Source organism: Flagellimonas eckloniae (assembly GCF_001413955.1).
Classification (GTDB): domain Bacteria; phylum Bacteroidota; class Bacteroidia; order Flavobacteriales; family Flavobacteriaceae; genus Flagellimonas; species Flagellimonas eckloniae.
In genome coordinates this window covers 959927-976404 of the sequence record NZ_LCTZ01000002.1, presented here as the reverse complement: position 1 = coordinate 976404, position 16478 = coordinate 959927, and the positions used below count along the sequence as shown (strand labels likewise).

General features: G+C 37.2%; 15 protein-coding genes. 6 read left to right on the top strand and 9 right to left on the bottom strand.

All coding sequences use genetic code 11. The features are described from left to right. Positions 1–56: 56 nt before the first annotated feature. From AAY42_RS04355 to AAY42_RS04345, 3 genes are read right to left on the bottom strand one after another with little or no spacing between them, the layout of a single operon-like run. Entirely contained in the window at positions 57–998 is a 942-nt protein-coding gene (locus AAY42_RS04355; protein WP_082433321.1) for a PD40 domain-containing protein, read from the bottom strand. Beyond that, positions 995–1657 (bottom strand): SGNH/GDSL hydrolase family protein, encoded by a 663-nt coding sequence (locus AAY42_RS04350; protein ID WP_417935084.1) that lies wholly within the window; start codon positions 1655–1657, stop codon positions 995–997. The genes AAY42_RS04355 and AAY42_RS04350 overlap by 4 nt, the downstream gene beginning before the upstream one ends. Positions 1658–1690: 33 nt before the next feature. Further along, complete coding sequence (locus tag AAY42_RS04345) at positions 1691–2269, bottom strand: hypothetical protein (RefSeq protein WP_055392769.1); 579 nt, start codon at positions 2267–2269, stop codon at positions 1691–1693. Between the two features lie 139 nt (positions 2270–2408). Here AAY42_RS04345 and AAY42_RS04340 point away from each other — a divergent pair, with 139 nt between their 5' ends. From AAY42_RS04340 to AAY42_RS04330, 3 genes are all read left to right on the top strand, one after another. Beyond that, on the top strand, positions 2409–3545 hold the full coding sequence (locus AAY42_RS04340) for a Gfo/Idh/MocA family protein (RefSeq protein WP_055397719.1): 1137 nt from the start codon (positions 2409–2411) through the stop codon (positions 3543–3545). Positions 3546–3761: 216 nt separating this feature from the next. Continuing rightward, positions 3762–5333 carry a PhoX family protein gene (locus AAY42_RS04335; protein WP_055392768.1) on the top strand — a complete coding sequence of 524 codons (1572 nt, stop codon included), beginning with the start codon at positions 3762–3764 and terminating at the stop codon, positions 5331–5333. A 71-nt stretch (positions 5334–5404) separates the two neighbouring features. Continuing rightward, positions 5405–7228 (top strand): cytochrome-c peroxidase, encoded by a 1824-nt coding sequence (locus AAY42_RS04330; protein WP_055392767.1) that lies wholly within the window; start codon positions 5405–5407, stop codon positions 7226–7228. Here AAY42_RS04330 and AAY42_RS04325 read toward each other — a convergent pair. Both AAY42_RS04325 and AAY42_RS04320 read right to left on the bottom strand, forming a co-directional pair. After that, positions 7225–7989: a TIGR02757 family protein gene (locus AAY42_RS04325; RefSeq protein ID WP_055392766.1), complete on the bottom strand. Its 765-nt coding sequence runs from the start codon at positions 7987–7989 to the stop codon at positions 7225–7227. The two genes, AAY42_RS04330 and AAY42_RS04325, sit on opposite strands and share 4 nt — an antisense overlap. Before the next feature lie 9 nt (positions 7990–7998). Beyond that, a complete protein-coding gene (locus tag AAY42_RS04320) occupies positions 7999–8661 on the bottom strand; it encodes an ABC transporter ATP-binding protein (protein ID WP_055392765.1) in 663 nt (220 codons plus the stop codon). Positions 8662–8819: 158 nt separating this feature from the next. Here AAY42_RS04320 and msrA point away from each other — a divergent pair, with 158 nt between their 5' ends. The 3 genes from msrA to AAY42_RS04305 are packed head-to-tail and all read left to right on the top strand — an operon-like array spanning position 8820 to position 10305. Then, a complete protein-coding gene (msrA, locus tag AAY42_RS04315; protein WP_055392764.1) occupies positions 8820–9380 on the top strand; it encodes a peptide-methionine (S)-S-oxide reductase MsrA in 561 nt (186 codons plus the stop codon). Between the two features lie 3 nt (positions 9381–9383). Then, complete coding sequence (gene folE, locus AAY42_RS04310) at positions 9384–9983, top strand: GTP cyclohydrolase I FolE (RefSeq protein WP_055392763.1); 600 nt, start codon at positions 9384–9386, stop codon at positions 9981–9983. Positions 9984–10023: 40 nt separating this feature from the next. Next, positions 10024–10305 carry a hypothetical protein gene (locus AAY42_RS04305; protein ID WP_055392762.1) on the top strand — a complete coding sequence of 94 codons (282 nt, stop codon included), beginning with the start codon at positions 10024–10026 and terminating at the stop codon, positions 10303–10305. 37 nt (positions 10306–10342) lie between these two features. Here the strand turns inward: AAY42_RS04305 and AAY42_RS04300 are convergent, their stop codons facing one another. The 4 genes from AAY42_RS04300 to AAY42_RS04285 are packed head-to-tail and all read right to left on the bottom strand — an operon-like array spanning position 10343 to position 16096. After that, positions 10343–12553, bottom strand: coding sequence for a carbohydrate binding family 9 domain-containing protein (locus tag AAY42_RS04300; protein ID WP_082433320.1), 2211 nt, complete (start codon positions 12551–12553; stop codon positions 10343–10345). After that, positions 12550–13974 (bottom strand): DUF3526 domain-containing protein, encoded by a 1425-nt coding sequence (locus tag AAY42_RS04295; protein ID WP_055392760.1) that lies wholly within the window; start codon positions 13972–13974, stop codon positions 12550–12552. Before AAY42_RS04295 ends, AAY42_RS04300 begins: the two co-directional genes overlap by 4 nt. 2 nt (positions 13975–13976) lie before the next feature. Beyond that, positions 13977–15383 (bottom strand): DUF3526 domain-containing protein, encoded by a 1407-nt coding sequence (locus AAY42_RS04290; RefSeq protein ID WP_055392759.1) that lies wholly within the window; start codon positions 15381–15383, stop codon positions 13977–13979. Beyond that, positions 15380–16096, bottom strand: a complete 717-nt coding sequence (locus AAY42_RS04285; protein WP_055392758.1) for an ABC transporter ATP-binding protein — start codon at positions 16094–16096, stop codon at positions 15380–15382. Before AAY42_RS04285 ends, AAY42_RS04290 begins: the two co-directional genes overlap by 4 nt. Positions 16097–16478 lie beyond the last annotated feature (382 nt).

The following is a 16478-nucleotide window of genomic DNA, read 5'->3' as shown; positions in this document are numbered from 1 at the left end:
GGTATGACTAATTGTTTAATTGGTCTAAAAATGAAATAATGGATAAAATGGGGTTCCTATTTTTTAGTTGCTATCGCGTTAAGATTAAAACTTGCTTTGTAGAGCCTACTATTCCCATTTTCATAAGAGTTTAGAAATTCTTTTAAAGCAGAAATTGATTTGATTCCCTTTTCAGGGTTTGAAGTTCTTCTACTCGTGAAATATAGAATGTTATTCTTTTCATCTACAAATGGACAATAGTCCATAGATTTTGAGTTGATGGATTGAGGCAGGGGAGTAGCCTTTGACCAATTCCCTTCAGAGTTTTTAAAACTGATATATATATCACCACTACCTTGTCCATCTTTACGGTTATATCCACCAAATAAAAGATAGCTTTCATCGGTAGAGATATAGGCATTGTATTCGAACCCCTCAGAATTTATGCTTTCATCTAATGAAATTGCAGGGGCATATATGCCATTCTCATAGGCGCTAAAGAAAATATCATCCCTACCTTTTGAATCGGGACGGTCACTGGTAAAATAGAGATTACCATTTTTGGCTATAGCAGGATAAAACTCATTATGTTCTGTATTTACGGGTACGCCCAGATTAATGGGTTCTGACCAATTAGCAGTTGGGGTTACTCTTTCAACATACCAAATATCGAAATCCTTAGGTTCTGAAATGGAGTCATTTAACGCTCTTGTAGATACAAAGTACAATCGCAAATTATTTGGAGACAAAAATGGCTCCAGGTCCTTATGCTTTCCAGAAAAAGAGGTGATCGTTGGTTTAAGCCATTCCCCATCTTCTTTATGGGATTTACATATAACTGATATGGCTTCATCGGCAGATTGTATGGTAAAATAAGCTTCAGTGCCAAGGGTGTTCATTGTAAAGTCTCTTACCTTATCAAAATTCTTTAAAATTTGTAGAGCTGGTTCTACCTTTACCATTTTTTGGCTAAAGACTGAGGAAATACAGCATAGCGATAGAATTATAATTTTTCTCATCTCTTACTATTTATTGCTTTTTTCACCAAGACTTCCATGATTTCATATCCTTTCTTTGTAGGGTGTACTCCATCTTCTGCCAACTCTTTTGGCAATCCATTTTTGTCATCCGCCATTGCGGAAAAATAATCAAGATAAACAACCCCCTTATCTACCGCTACTTTTTTAAGCATCTCGTTCAATTTTGGAATTAAAATATTGGGTTGTTTTCCTGGACGCCATGGGTACTTATAGGCTGGTAGTACTGAGGAAATTATAGGACATATACCATTGGCCTCAGCTAATTCTACCATAGAAAGTATATTGTCCCTGATTTGCTCCAAAGTCATATAACCCGTATTTCCTGCTATATCATTTGTTCCAGCTAAGATGACAACAGTACTTGGGTTCAAATCAATCACATCTTGACGAAACCTTAGTAACATTTGCGGTGTGGTTTGTCCGCTTATACCTCTATTAATGTATGGATTATCACTAAAAAAAGATGGATTATAGTTGCTCCAAAACTCAGTAATGGAATTACCCATGAAAACAACACTGTTCGCATCCCTTGGAATGTTCTCCAGTTGAGCGTTAGCTTCTTTATACTTTCCAAGATTGGCCCAGTCTTGGGCTTGTGCTTTTTTTAGAAAATTGAAAAAAGAAAATATTGCCAACAATCCTATTTTGATTTTAAACACTACTACTAAATATTATTTCTTGGGAGGGGTAATCATAATATGTGCCCTATGCGTTCCAGGATTCATAAGCCATGCGTGGCCAGGAGGTGTTGGCGTGGTTGACAGTCCAGTAGATTTTCCGGTAGCAAACGGAATGTAAAAAACGTAGCGGACATGCGGATTTTCGATTTCTTGGGTCTCAGGATTTACCTTCCCAGTGAATACACACAATGTGGCCTTATCCGGCATTTTTAGCGTACCCGATTTAATTTCTTCCTCACGAATATCAAAAATTTCCTCCGAATTCTTTCCTTGGGCTTTTAACTCCCTTCCCCTAGCCATAAAAGGGTCTAAAGTTTCGTGGTAGGCTGCTGTTGAAAAATTTTCATTTGTTGGGTCATCAGCCAAAGCAATGTATTCGTTTGTACCTTCCTGTAGGGTAGTAAATTCGCCAGTAGGAGTATAGCCATAAACCTTTGCACCATCCTTGTAATCATCTGGGACGGCCATTAAGGCTGTTTTTATTTGCCATTCTTTAGTGGGTACTTCTTGAGAGGTGCAAGATTGCAAATTAAACAATGCTAAAAAGCAGAGTGCTATACTATTTTTCATACGTTCTAAATTAACTTGGTCCTAAAATAAAGATTTTTAATTGATATTATGTTTCGTTCAAAGGATTGCAAATGCATTACAATCAATTGGTTTCGAATATTTTATTTATAAATTTAAGGAATACCAAAAAGATTTAGTCATGAAAAAACTGTCGCGAAGAGATTTTAATTCCACATTGGTCAAAGGAATGGGAGGGTTTACATTAATGACGGCTGTACCAATGGCCTGTGCAATGGGAACGAATCAAAATAAAAAGAAATTAGGTATTGCGTTGGTAGGTCTTGGTAGTTATAGCACCTATCAATTGGCTCCTGCCTTGCTTGATACGGAGCATTGCTATTTGGCAGGAATTGTGACCGGTACTCCAGAAAAAGAACAGGTATGGACCAGTAAGTACAATATCCCAAAGGAAAACATCTATAACTATGATAATTTTGATGATATAGCAGACAACAAGGCAATCGACATTGTTTATGTGGTACTTCCAAATAGCATGCATGCTGATTTTTCCATTCGGGCAGCGAAGGCGGGAAAACATGTTATTTGCGAAAAACCAATGGCCATAAACGTGGAGGAATGCGATGCCATAATTCAGGCGTGTGAGGAAAACAACGTCAAACTGGGGATTGGATATCGATTGCATTCAGAACCATATACGCAAGAAGTAAAGCGATTGGTAAAAGAAAAAGCTTTTGGTTCCATAAACTATATTTCTGCAGATGCAGGGTACCGCTCTATGTCCGACCCTGACCAATGGCGGTTGAACAAAAAATTATCTGGAGGCGGGGCTTTGATGAATATGGGGGTTTATGCAATCCAAAGCGTTATTTATGGAACAGGTGAAAACCCAATTTCTGTTGCAGCCCAAGAGTATAGTACTAGACCGGGCTATTTTAAAGATACGGATGAAACAATTACCGCCCAATTTGAATTTGAAAGCGGAGCCGTTGGAAACATTATGACTTCACACAATGTAAGGGCCAACAGACTTTTTGCTTCCTGTGAAAGAGGTTGGTTTGAACTGGACCCCGCCAGCACTTATATTCCGTTAGCAGGAAGGACTTCCCAAGGCGAATTAAATTTTCCCCAAGAAAGTCAACAAAAATTACAAATGGATGATTTTGCTAAGCATATTCTGCTTAATACAATCAATCTTGTTCCTGGTGAAATGGGAAAACGGGATATGATGATTGTGGAGGCGATATATGAATCTATTTCTAAAGATGGTCAAAAGGTAAAACTAAACTTCACCCCTAATTATGGTTTTGCAGGATAGTGATTCCATAGCTATTTCATACACCACGGTCCATTCAGGGTTTCTAAAAAATGAAGTTAACATTTAGCTTAAATTTTAGGAACATTAAGTACACTTAAACTTTACAGACTAACAGTTTCTTAAAAATGACATAATCAAATCAATATATTGAGGTAACTAAATGCTAAGGGTTCATAAATAGTTTTGGAGAATTCAACAAAACCTAAAACTAAAATTATGAATTTGAAGAAATTGTTATTTGGATTAATATTTACAATTGCCATTGGGTTTGGCTTTACTGGTTGTGATGGTGAAGACGGACTGGATGGAACCAATGGTGTAGATGGAGTGAATGGTCAAGATGGCCAGGACGGGGAAGACTTTATTCCAGCTGCTACCATGTTTGAAAACAAATCAGAATTGGAACCTTTGGTGGCCATTCAACCTCAGTTCAATTTTGTAAAAGCGTATTCCCTAGTTAGCTCAACCGATATTCTTGATGATGGATTTCAGTTTGTAGGAGCAGCAGATGGTGCTGGATTTTTAAAGGACCCCAATAGTGATGGTTACCTATATATTGTAAATGCGGAAGACGATTATGCAGTTGCAAGAATTGAGTTGGATGAAAACCTGAACCCTATAGGCGGGGATTGGTTATTGAACTCTGGTGTTGCAGATTTTGCACGTCAATGTTCAGGCACTATGTGGGAAGCTGATATACATGGCGGGGCAACCGACCTTTTTCTTTCCGCTTCTGAAAGCTTTAATTATGATGTTAAAGGGATAGACCCCTATATTGACACCCCAACCCCAACCGCAGATTTTGGTTTGGATGCTTTGGGTGAATTCTCCTGGGAAAACGCTGTTCCATTACCAAAAGATGCTTACACCGGTAAAACTGTAATAATAGGTGGAGATGATGATTCCAGCGGTTCTGAAGGTCAGATAACGTTATATTATTCAGAAGAAGGGGATGCGGACCTAAACAATGGAAAGATTTACGTACTAAGACTTAAGCAAATTTCTGATGGGGCAGGAGGGGTTATGGATGTAGCTGCATCCACAATTTACAATGAAAGTAACTTGGATTATGGAATAACCTATGATTTTGAGTTTGTAGAAATAACAGATGGCGCTTCTTTAACCAAATCTGAAATGGAGGATGCATGTGTAGCTGTTTTTGCCTCTGCATTTATGAGGGTTGAAGACGTGGACTACCAAAAGGGGTCTGATGAAAATGGAAGAAATGTATTTGTTGCTGTTACCGGAAGAGGACCTGGTAGAGGTACATACAACGACTGGGGAACAGTTTATAAGTTGGAGTTGGATGAAGCGAATCCACTTACTGGAAAGTTGACACAGATTATTTCCGGTAATACAGATACCAATAATATGGACGGAAACTTAGCAAGCCTACAAAGTCCAGATAACATTACCGTTACCGAAAACTTTGTTTACGTTCAGGAAGACCCTAACTCTTTTGATAGGGGGCATGCCGCATATATCTATCAGTCCGATTTGGATGGTAACAACATCAAAACGGTATTGGAATTGGTAGTTAGACAAGATCTTGACCCGAGTGGAAGTACAGGTTTTAGTGGAGAATTTGGAGCATTGGAAGATATCTCGGATAAAGTAGGTGTTCCAAATACATTCTTATTGAATCTACAGCCACATTATTGGGAAAGTGACGATTTTAAGAATGTTGATGGTCATGACATGGAAACCAATGCAATTGCTATTGCTGATGGTGCAAGGGAAGATGATCAAGGCGGCCAAATAGTTATTTTGAAAGGGCTACCTAGATAAGTTTAGGTACTATTATTATAAGGGCCTCCATTAAAAATGGAGGTCTTTCTTTGTTTAAAAAATTGCCAGAAATGAATCGCATATTAGTTGTTTTATTAGTTTTTAGCCTCAGTTGTAAGCAGAAGCCAAAAGAAAGCCTTATTACATCAAGTGTAGAAAGTAAAGTTGATTGGAAACCCGTTAAGGATTATTATTTAAAACATATTACAGATGCCATTACCGCTCTGGATGAGCTTGCAAAACTGCCAATGGCAGATGATCGTACAAAAGCAGTATTTCAAAAAGCAAGAATCTCATTTAAAAAAGCAGAACCATATGCTTCTTATCTAAACCCTGAAGTGGGGCATAGAGCTAATGGACCAGCACTTCCCATTGTCACTGATGATAGTCAAAAGGTATTGCTGCCAGTGGGTTTACAGAAAATTGAAGAAAGTATTTATGAAGGAGAGGAACGTGAAGCAAGATATAACGAAGAGATTTCAATTACCATTGGGATGCTCAAAAACCTTCAAAACAATATACAAAATAGAGAAGTTACCCCACAACGTTTCTTTATTGCCACCCACCAACAAATAATTCGGATTATTAGTCTGTCAATTTCTGGTTTTGATACACCGGTAAGCCAGCTTGGATTAAATGAAACCGTAGTTTCCCTAGAAAGTTTAAAAGAGGTCTATACTAAAAGTATTGGAGAAATAATTCTAAATAAAAATCAAGAATTAGATTTGCAGTTTCGAAACAATATAGAAAAAGCAGTAGGTTTTGTAAGGTCAAACACCAATTTTGAGACCTTTGACCGCTATACTTTTATTCGTCACTATATGAATCCAATTACAAGAAATTGGGTTGCTATACGGAAAGAAAGCCAATTATGGGATGGCGTAAACAATAAACCTTTCAATTTTGATGCACCAACGTTTTTTGAAGAAGATTCGTTTAATGTTGAGTTTTTCACACCTGCCATAAATCGGAATCCCACAGAAAAAAAAATTGCATTGGGCAAGAAACTTTTTTTTGACCCCAAACTGTCCCAAAACGGAAAAATGGCCTGTGTTACATGCCATAACCCAAAAAAAGCCTGGGCAGACGGAATAGCTTTAAACTTGGATAAGAACGGAAAGTTATTGCAGCGAAATACACCAACATTGATTAATTCAGCTTTTCAACAAAGCTTCTTTTGGGATGGCAGATCTCCGAATTTATTAGATCAAATTACATCTGTATTTACGAATGATAAGGAGTTCGATAGTTCTGTACATGAATTTTCAACAGAAATTTTAGCGGACACTACATATATTCCACTGTTTAAAGATGCGTATGGCGGAATTTCTGCTAGGAATACGGAAATCATTCGTGCCATATCCTCTTATATTTCAACGTTGAACGCATTCAATTCTAAGTTTGATAAAAACATCCGTAGTGAGGAGGACACTTTTACTGAAGAAGAAAAATTGGGCTTTAATTTATATATGGGCAAAGCACTTTGTGCTACCTGCCATTTTATACCGTTAACAAATGGGACGGTTCCACCATTCTTTACGGAGCATGAAAAGGAAGTTGTTGGTGTGCCTGAAACTTCTAGCAACAAAACATTAGATGATGATTTAGGGTTTTATTGGAGGCATAATGAGGAATTGGAGGTACATCGTGGGATGTTTAAAACTCCAACAATTAGAAATGCAGAACTAACGGGACCATATATGCACAATGGAGTTTATAAAAGTTTGGAGGAAGTAATCAATTTCTACAACCTCGGCGGTGGCGGTGGACTAGGCTTTGATTTACCATACCAAACCCTTCCTTTTGATAATCTACAACTATCGGAATTAGAAGAGAAAGCACTAGTGGCCTTTATAAAAACCCTTACAGATATTGAGGTAGGAGAGGTGTATTAAAACTTTTCAAAAACCCCAAGTCCAAAAAGGGCAAAATCATATTTGACTGGATCCTTGGGGTCTAGTTTTCTTAAGCTTTTATCCAACTCAGCTAAAGCTTTGGCATCATTCTGTTTTCGCTTTACCAATTTTAATTTTCGAGCAACATTTCCCGAATGCACGTCCAACGGACAGGAGAGCTGACTGGGATTTAAACCTTTCCAGATACCAAAATCAACTCCAGTATCATTGTTTCTCACCATCCACCTTAAAAACATATTGATACGTTTTGCAGCAGACCCTTTGTTGGGGTCGGAAACATGTTTCATGGTTCTGGTTTGATGTGGTAATTCAAAAAAAATGGCTTTAAATTTTGATATAGCGGATTGCAATGAATCTTTCTGCTGATGCTTCACAAAAACAGCTTCCAACCCATTATGGTTTTTATACATATTATGAAGGCTTTGGATAAAATATTGGAGGTCATCACCATTCAAGGTTCTGTGGACAAAAGGCGAGAGCTTTTCCAAATCTGCTTCGATATGATTTAGAACAAAATCATAAGGAGCATTGTCCAAAAGCTCCATCAATCGCGAAGCATTGTTTATGATGCTCTTTCGGTTTCCCCAAGCTATGGTAGCGGTTAGGAAGCCACTGATTTCGATATCTTCTTTTTTAGAAAAACGATGGGGAATTTGTAAAGGATCATCTTCAAGAAATTTGGGATGATTGTATTGCACAACTTTCTGATCCAAAAAATCCTTTAATTCAGTTTTGGTCATTGTTTTGGATTAAGAAACGATTAATCCATCTACCATGGTCAACTTGCGGTCAGCCATATTGGCCAATTCCAAATTGTGGGTAACCATGACAAAGGTTTGCCCAAACTCATCACGAAGTTTAAAGAAAAGTTGATGTAGGTTATCCGCACTTTCAGAATCCAGATTACCGCTGGGCTCGTCCGCCAAAATGACCGAAGGATTGTTGATTAAAGACCTAGCAACGGCAACCCGTTGTTGCTCACCACCAGATAACGCATTTGGTTTATGATGATATCTATCTGAAAGCCCTAAAAAGTCTAAAAGTTCTTTTGCACGCTTTTCAGCCTCAATTTTGGGTGTCTTTTTAATAAAAGCTGGAATACATACATTTTCTAAAGCGGTAAACTCTGGTAAAAGTTGATGAAATTGGAAAATAAAACCTATGTGATTATTTCTAAATCTTGCCAAGCTTTTGTCATTTAGCTTTGTAATATCAGTGTCATTGATAAATAATGAACTTTTTTGGCCGTTGGAGGGTGAGTCTAGGGTACCTAAAATTTGTAATAGGGTAGTTTTACCCGCACCAGATGCACCAACAATGGAAACTACTTCGCCCTTTTTTATTTCTAAATCGACTCCCTTTAAAACTTTAAGGTCACCATAGTATTTCTGAATATTGTTTGCATTTATCATTAAAAACCGCTTAGCTGGTGAAATTAAGGATTACAGTTGAGTGCACAAAAATCGTAAGTTTTAAATAAAGTTCTTTCATGTTTTAACGACTACTTATCAAAATTTTATACTAGATTTCAAAGGATAAAACCAGTAACTTTGTTTAACTTTACAGAATAATGGATAAACAAAACAAGAATTCTATAGAAACTGCAATATTTGCAGGAGGTTGTTTCTGGTGTACCGAAGCAGTTTTTCAAAGACTTGCAGGAGTACAGGATGTAGTCTCGGGATATACTGGGGGCTCAATTAAGAATCCTGCATATAGAGAAATTTGTACCGGTAGAACTGGACATGCAGAAGGCGTCAAAATAACTTTTAATCCAGCGAAAATTTCTTTTACAGAATTATTGGAAGTTTTCTTTGCAACGCATGACCCTACTACATTGAACAGGCAGGGGAATGACGTTGGCACACAGTATAGAAGTGAAATTTTCTATACCAAGCCAGAGCAGAAAAAATTAGCTGAGGAATTTATTGCTCTTTTGGAGAAGGAACATATATTTGGCTCCCCAATAGTAACTGCTATTTCCGAAGCAAAACCTTTTTATGAGGCTGAACAGGAGCACCATAATTATTACAATGAAAATTCCAGTCAACCCTATTGTCAATTTATTATTGACCCGAAAATCAAAAAACTAAACAAGCATTTTTCAAATAAGCTAAATACAGTTAAATAACTTATGGCACCATATCAAAGCATGGAAGAGTACAACATTAGTATTACTAATGAAGTAAAAGAGCGCTTTTCAAAAATTATTGATGAAATCGGGGAAGATGTAGAACGGGAAGGGTTGTTAAAAACGCCGGAACGTGCAGCCAAGGCAATGTTATTCTTAACCCAAGGATATAAACAAGATGCCGCAGAGATTCTGAAAGGTGCAATGTTCAAGGAAGACTATGATGATATGGTCATCATTAAAGATATTGAGGTTTACTCGCTGTGCGAGCACCATATGCTTCCATTTTTTGGTAAGGCACACGTTGCCTATATCCCCAATGGACATATTGTGGGCTTAAGCAAAATACCTCGAATTGTAGATGTTTTTGCAAGAAGATTACAAGTGCAGGAACGATTGACCCATGATATTTTGGAGTGTTTAAACGACACTTTAAAACCAAAAGGAGTTGCCGTTGTTATTGAAGCTTCCCATATGTGTATGATGATGCGAGGTGTTCAAAAACAGAATTCAGTCACAACAACATCTGGCTTTAGAGGGCAATTTGAAAAAATAGAGACACGCAGTGAGTTCCTTAAACTTATCAGTTCGGATTTATCCTAGTTAATTTTTTCAAGTCATAGCTATTTGGTATTTTTCTGCTATGGCAAAAGAAAAAGACCTAAAATACCGCAACCTGTTTTTAGGGTTATTGTTTGATGGGATTGGAATGCTTTCCTTTATGATTCCTGGAATTGGGGAGTTTTCGGATGTAATATGGGCTCCTTTAGCAGGTTGGTTAATGACACGAATGTATAAAGGCAAGATAGGTCAGGCTGCCGGTGTGGTTACCTTTGTTGAAGAATTGGTGCCTGGATTGGATATTATTCCCACTTTTACAATTATGTGGATCTATACCTACTTGATTTCCAAGGATAAAAATTAAAAAAGCCGCCAGAAGCGGCTTTTCCACTAACAAAAATCTAAAATTGCTTTAAAAGCGTAATCTTACTTATAAACTGTTTGGCATTCCTTGAAGGGTCAAAAATATCAGTTTGGGTATCATTAAAAACGAGATAAACAAAAGATAGGGGCATATATTCCCAGCTAAAACGCGCATTCCATCGCCCTTGTTCATTAAAGCTATTGTACTGATAGAAAGTTGACAATTGTAATCTTGGATTTAATGCTAGTCGTAAATTTGCTGAATATAGATTCGTAGTCAAATTAGCGTTGTTGATTCCAACATTTTTAATTGTGTTATGCTCATAGTCCAAGGTTAGCGCGGCATGTGGAACTGGCGCAAAACGGGAAGTAGCACTGATAGTACCTCTGGTCCCATTATAAAAATCTCCAAAATTATAACCGATATCTCCAGACCATTTTTTGGATTGGTCCGTGTTATATCGTACTAAATATCTTGTATAAAAATAATTGTCTTGTTCAATTTCCAATCCTAATGGAGCGAATTCAAAATTGATGTTTTGCCATGTAGGAGTAAAGGAGACCTCGACAAAGCTATTGTCTTTAAACCATGTGTAAATGGGAAAAACATAAAGGCTGGCCTGCTGAAATTGGCTAGGATTGGTCGCGTCATGATTATAATTGACAAACATACCTGGATCCCATCGCCTAATCCAATCAATGTTCTTTGGTCTCCATATATAATAACCTCCGGGATTGTGCCGAATTACATTGTTTTGCCTAACAAATCCCATTCTTGGGTTATAATTTGCATCTGTATATTCAGTTACCCATCCGTAATAGTACTTATTGTTGTCGTTTCCTATAAAAATTCTTCCTGCATATCCAGTTTTTCCAGTAGACTCATCTATTGAGCTGGACAATAAATACTGTATATCCCATTGACTAGTCGGCCTAATTTGGCCATCTAACGTTATAGTGGTATTGTTGTTGTTTTCCAGATTGAGTTCCGAGTAACTGTCATCTGCTCGATGGGTGACCATTATGCCAATATTGTTTTCCCTTCCATAGTTTTTCAAATAGCGAAGAACACCAAAATTAGCTCCAGCTGAGTTTTCAGTTTCACGCTGGCGAACTAAAAGACCTGCCAATGCATTTTTCTCTGTTCTTTGAGTAAAACGGGCACCAAAATCAATTGGTGCCGGCGTCGCATTGAATTCACCTTGTAAGCCAATTCTTCTGCTAAAAAAAGGGCGAATTGATTGTTGAAAGCCACCAGCCCAAATACCTGAGTTTTCTAAAAAGAACTGACGGCGCTCAGGAAAGAAAATATTGAAACGTTCTAGGTTATTTACAGCCCTATCAACATCCGCTTGGGCAAAATCGGTATTGATGGTTAAATCGAGGACAGTTTTTGGGTTTATGGCCCATTTGGCATCAACGCCTACCTTAGGGTCACTGAATTTAGTGGTTAATGATTCCCCTTCTTTATTCTCATCATATTGGTATAAGGCATAAGGCTCTACCCTAATATTGGCTGATGGAGGAGGTACTTCAATACCGGTTAGTTTGGCGGCATAGGTCATACGATATGGTGTAAAGGATTGAGGAATGGCAGGGAACGTAGAAACTTCAATATCTCTGCGGGCATAGCGCACCAGTGTCATTCCCCATTCAATCGTGTTACCATTTTTAGGCAGGTCATAGCGCAAAGACTTAAAGGGAATGGCCATCTCCACGGAATACCCCTTATCGGTTCTTTGCGTGCGAACCCTCCATAAGGTATTCCAACCTGTGTCAAAACTATTTCCATTGAAATTTTGAAAATCACGTTGGTTACCAAAAGGAGTCGTTTGAAATCCTTGCGCATATTGTTTGAGGTTTTGTGGGTCAAGGGCTATACCGAAAATATCATTTTCTCCCCAGTCAAAATCCCTTCTTAAATCCTGAATTCTAATACCTTGTATACCTAAAGAATCGCTACAGAATGCGGCAACGTATAGATTTTTGTTATCATATAAAAACTTCACTTCAGTTTTATATCTAATCTTACCACCTTGCCTTGGTTCTGTTCTGAAAAAATTGTCAACTATTTCCGCTGTTTGCCAATCTCTTTCATTCAGAAAACCATCCAATTGAATTCCATTGTCGGTTTTTGAGACCTTTACTTCTTGAGGAATTTCTGGTGGAGCAAAATTTTGGGTACCATTTTCCTGACCATAAGCGAGACATAATGGGAAAAACATTATTATCCAGTAAGATACCCTCATGATATTATTAGTTTTGATACATTCCCTTTGAATGCAATCATATATGCGACAAAACCAATTCCAATTGAAACAATCATAATTATCAGGGAAGCAATCATATTGTTTTTTAATCGAATGGGGTGATAGTTAAATGATGGCAGTTCACCATATTTACTGCTTGTAAAAGGCTCATTATTGTATAAGAGCGGAGTTAAATGATTTCGCCATGTTTCTGCAAAGCCTATTACTTGTTTGCGATAATTTTCATAGTCAGCAGTTGAAGTTCCTGAAAGTATATTAAGAGACTCTTGCGCAATAATCGCAGGGGAGAGCCATCGAAATTTTGATACCAGTGCCTGTTGTCTTTCTAACTGCCGTTCAAATTCCAAAGTGACAGGTTCAAGCTTTTCTTTGACCAGCTTTTGCGATGCCATATAGCGATGATAGAATTGCCTGCTTTGATTTGGGTCGTTTAGAGCATACTCGGGATGATCTCTTAAGAAGTTATCCAAAATCTCATCTTGTTTTTCAGTGGCTTCTTCTTTTAAATTTCTCATTTTATTGATCATCAGTGTGCGTGATGGCATTGGATATAGTGTATTTCCCAATTGATTTAACACTGATGGAACCAATAGCACAAAAACAACCCAAAGCCCTAAAAGTACAATTGCATTTTTTGAAGAATCCCCAACCCATAAATTCACTGCGAAAGCAAGCGAAAACCAAAAAAGTATATATGCCGCTGTTGTAATGATGACATCAAACAATCCTTTAAAGTTGTTGCCTGACACCAGAAATACAAAAACTATAGTGAGAATAATAACGGTGAGTATAAGGGTCAAAAGAAAACGCAGACTTATTTTTTGAAGCACCCATGTATGGATTGAAATAGGCTGGGATGCTAATAGTCTTAGCGACCCGCTTTCTCGTTCTGCAGATAAAATATTATATGAAAATGCGATAATAATTAAAGGAAGTAGATAAACGATAACAAATGCAAGGTCAAAACTTCCAAAGAGTTGTTGAACAGGACTGATAATTTCAGTGAAATTAAGTGTAAAGTCATCTCCAGCCATTGTTGGTTTTACGTAGTGGGTAAACAAATCACTCTGTCCTGTTGAGACAAATGACAGTGGTTGCGGATCCATTGCAGCTACTCTGGGATGATAATTGCCAACTGCTGTTGGACTAGAAGGAATAGTCCATCTAGAAGCACTGACTTCCATACCATTTTCAACCGAATCCAAGAGAGAAAGCATATTGGCATCAGACTCTTTGACCTCTACTTTTGCGGAATGAATATCTTGTTTTCTTTTTAGTACTTTTTGATTTCCATTGATTGTTGCAAAGCAGAAAAGCCCCAATAACAATAAGCTAAGAATTTGCATCCACCCACTGCGCAGGAGTAGTTTAAATTCATATAAAAAATTATACTTGTACATAACTATCGGAGTTTAATGGTGATGAATAAAAAAGAAAAAGACCCTAATAACCAGGCTACAAGAACAATTATGTTAGAAGAATTCCTAGATAGGATTTCAGCAAGTTGAGGAGGAGAATACTCAAAGGCAGGCAGTTTTTTCCATGTAGCTTCCTCAGCTTTATAACTCCAATCTCCATGAGAAGAATTTTTTGCAAAATCATTGTTCAAATATGCCTGCATCTTAATACGATAATCTTCTGCAGCATCTGAAAAGTCCCAATGTGTTGAGTAATCTGTATTTGCCACGCCCATACTTAAAAAACGTGTCGGAAGAAATGGTGAAAGAGTTGCAAGACCAACATATACCTTGGTTTGGCCTTCAAATTGTGATTTTAAATATTTATAATGCTTAAAATATACTTCAGCATTATGTTCTTCTCCCTTTTGCATTCGGTATGCATCAAAATTAAATGGTAATTGATGTAAGCTATCAACATTATATTCCTTTAAAACTTCTTGTTCAAGTAGTTTGGCTTGCTTGTTCCATGGGTCATGGCCATCTAAACCTTCTTTTTTATCTTTTAAGATATTTGCGGCAAATTCTTGGCGAGTTGGATAAGGATGTTTGGTTTCTGCGAAATTACTGGCTGCCTTGGGCGCAACGAAGCAAGCTATAATCCAAATTGCCAATGACAAAACCAATGAAATAGAGGATTTTTTAGATTTTGAGGAGACAATTAATACAAGATTGACAAAAACAATGTAATAGCATATGTACACTAAAAAAAGTATTCCAAGGTTACTCCATTTAAAAACACCAAAATCTTCAAGATTGGATAGAATTACTCCAGCACCAACTATTACAAGTGTTGTAATAACTAGGATAGGCAAGAAAAGAGCTGTCCATTTTCCCAAAATCAATTTCCAAGGTGCAATTCCTTGGCTTTTGATTAATACCAAGGTTCTCATTTCCCGCTCTTTGGTAAAAGCGTTATAACCCAATAGTACAATAAGTAATGGAATAATGAATAAAAGAATGAAATCAGGGGTTAAATCACCGAAACGTGCCAAACCAGTTTGATCAGCTGCTTGACTAAATTGAGCTTCATTTCTATTATGTGCTTCTAAAAAAATCGAGGTTCCCGCATATTTATCCACCCCTTGATCAATTAAGGATAATGGATATTTTGGTTTAAAGGCATACGTACCGTAATGCGCTGCCGAGTGTGGGTTTTTTTCACCCTGATTATTCCAAATGGACCTTTCCGCATTTCTGGCTTCGGCATATTGTTGGTTTGTAGAATTATACTGTCTACTACTAATCCAAGTAGAAATACCCAACAATACTAGTACGATAAAAAAAGCTATTTTGACTCTTCCATCCCTTGCAAGCTCTGTAATCTCTTTAATAAAAGTGTTACGAATCATGACACAAATTCTTTATAATTCATGGCTTCTAGGTAAGCCTGCTCCAATTCGGGTAGGGATATGTCTTTTGTTGCATACTCTTGCCTTAATTGCCCATTTTTCATAATGCCAATATGCGTGCCGGTATCTTTAGCTCTAAATAGATCATGCGTGGCCATTAATATGGAAACCCCGTTATCTTTTAATTTGTGTAAAAGCTGTCCAAATTCATTACTACTTTTTGGGTCTAAGCCGGAAGTTGGTTCATCCAGTAACAATGATTTAGCGTCTTTGGCTAATGCAATAGAAATGCCTACTTTTTGTCGCATTCCCTTGGAAAATGTTGAAATGCGACTATTAAAAGCGTTCTTCTGAAGACCAGCCTCATTTAAAAAATCTTCTGATTGGCTTTTACTAAGGTTTTTTCCACCTATACCTGAAAAATACTTAAGGTTTTCTACTGCTGTTAAAGTAGGGTATAGCATCAGATTCTCTGGAATGTACGCTAGGTATTGTTTTGTTTTTATATATTCTTCAGATACGCACAAACCATTGATAAACGCGCTTCCTGAAGTGGGTTTTATAAAGCCAAGCAGTAAATTAATGGTCGTTGTTTTACCTGCTCCGTTAGCTCCGAGTAAGCAATAAATTTCGTTGGCACCAATGTTCAAATTCAATTGATTTAGTACAATGGTTTCACCATACTGTTTAGTGAGATTATCAGTTGTAATCATAAGAGTTTATTTAAATATGGATAAAATAAAGGCGCTTCAAAAATCGTGGTTGATTTAGAAGTATGATAGCTAAGTATTTTTCAAAAAAATACCTTAATAAAGTGGAGTTAGCATTTGAAAGGAGGCCCCCTTAAATACTTGAAATCAGAACTAACAGTAGAGATGTTAGTATCCTTAAATATAAATACGGAAGAAAAAATAATGGTAGTGAAGAGTGCTTTGAAAACCAAAGGTAAGATGGCTGGTTTTGTATTCAGCTTTGCACATAAACCACAGTTGTATTCTATTTCAGAAATCGTCTTATAGCCATAATCAACCTCAGCTACAGTATTAGAAACATGCGATGTTAAGACATGAAAAATGGTATAGCTAAATTGAAGAA

Excerpts from the sequence above, each read along its gene's own strand:
- AAY42_RS04300 (WP_082433320.1), bottom strand. The coding sequence starts at position 12,553 with ATGAGGGTATCTTACTGGATAATAATGTTTTTCCCATTATGTCTCGCT.
- AAY42_RS04290 (WP_055392759.1), bottom strand. The coding sequence starts at position 15,383 with ATGATTCGTAACACTTTTATTAAAGAGATTACAGAGCTTGCAAGGGAT.
- AAY42_RS04330 (WP_055392767.1), top strand. The coding sequence starts at position 5,405 with ATGAATCGCATATTAGTTGTTTTATTAGTTTTTAGCCTCAGTTGTAAG.
- AAY42_RS04295 (WP_055392760.1), bottom strand. The coding sequence starts at position 13,974 with ATGTACAAGTATAATTTTTTATATGAATTTAAACTACTCCTGCGCAGT.
- AAY42_RS04335 (WP_055392768.1), top strand. The coding sequence starts at position 3,762 with ATGAATTTGAAGAAATTGTTATTTGGATTAATATTTACAATTGCCATT.
- AAY42_RS04305 (WP_055392762.1), top strand. The coding sequence starts at position 10,024 with ATGGCAAAAGAAAAAGACCTAAAATACCGCAACCTGTTTTTAGGGTTA.
- folE (WP_055392763.1), top strand. The coding sequence starts at position 9,384 with ATGGCACCATATCAAAGCATGGAAGAGTACAACATTAGTATTACTAAT.
- AAY42_RS04340 (WP_055397719.1), top strand. The coding sequence starts at position 2,409 with ATGAAAAAACTGTCGCGAAGAGATTTTAATTCCACATTGGTCAAAGGA.
- AAY42_RS04345 (WP_055392769.1), bottom strand. The coding sequence starts at position 2,269 with ATGAAAAATAGTATAGCACTCTGCTTTTTAGCATTGTTTAATTTGCAA.
- msrA (WP_055392764.1), top strand. The coding sequence starts at position 8,820 with ATGGATAAACAAAACAAGAATTCTATAGAAACTGCAATATTTGCAGGA.
- AAY42_RS04285 (WP_055392758.1), bottom strand. The coding sequence starts at position 16,096 with ATGATTACAACTGATAATCTCACTAAACAGTATGGTGAAACCATTGTA.
- AAY42_RS04355 (WP_082433321.1), bottom strand. The coding sequence starts at position 998 with ATGAGAAAAATTATAATTCTATCGCTATGCTGTATTTCCTCAGTCTTT.
- AAY42_RS04320 (WP_055392765.1), bottom strand. The coding sequence starts at position 8,661 with ATGATAAATGCAAACAATATTCAGAAATACTATGGTGACCTTAAAGTT.
- AAY42_RS04325 (WP_055392766.1), bottom strand. The coding sequence starts at position 7,989 with ATGACCAAAACTGAATTAAAGGATTTTTTGGATCAGAAAGTTGTGCAA.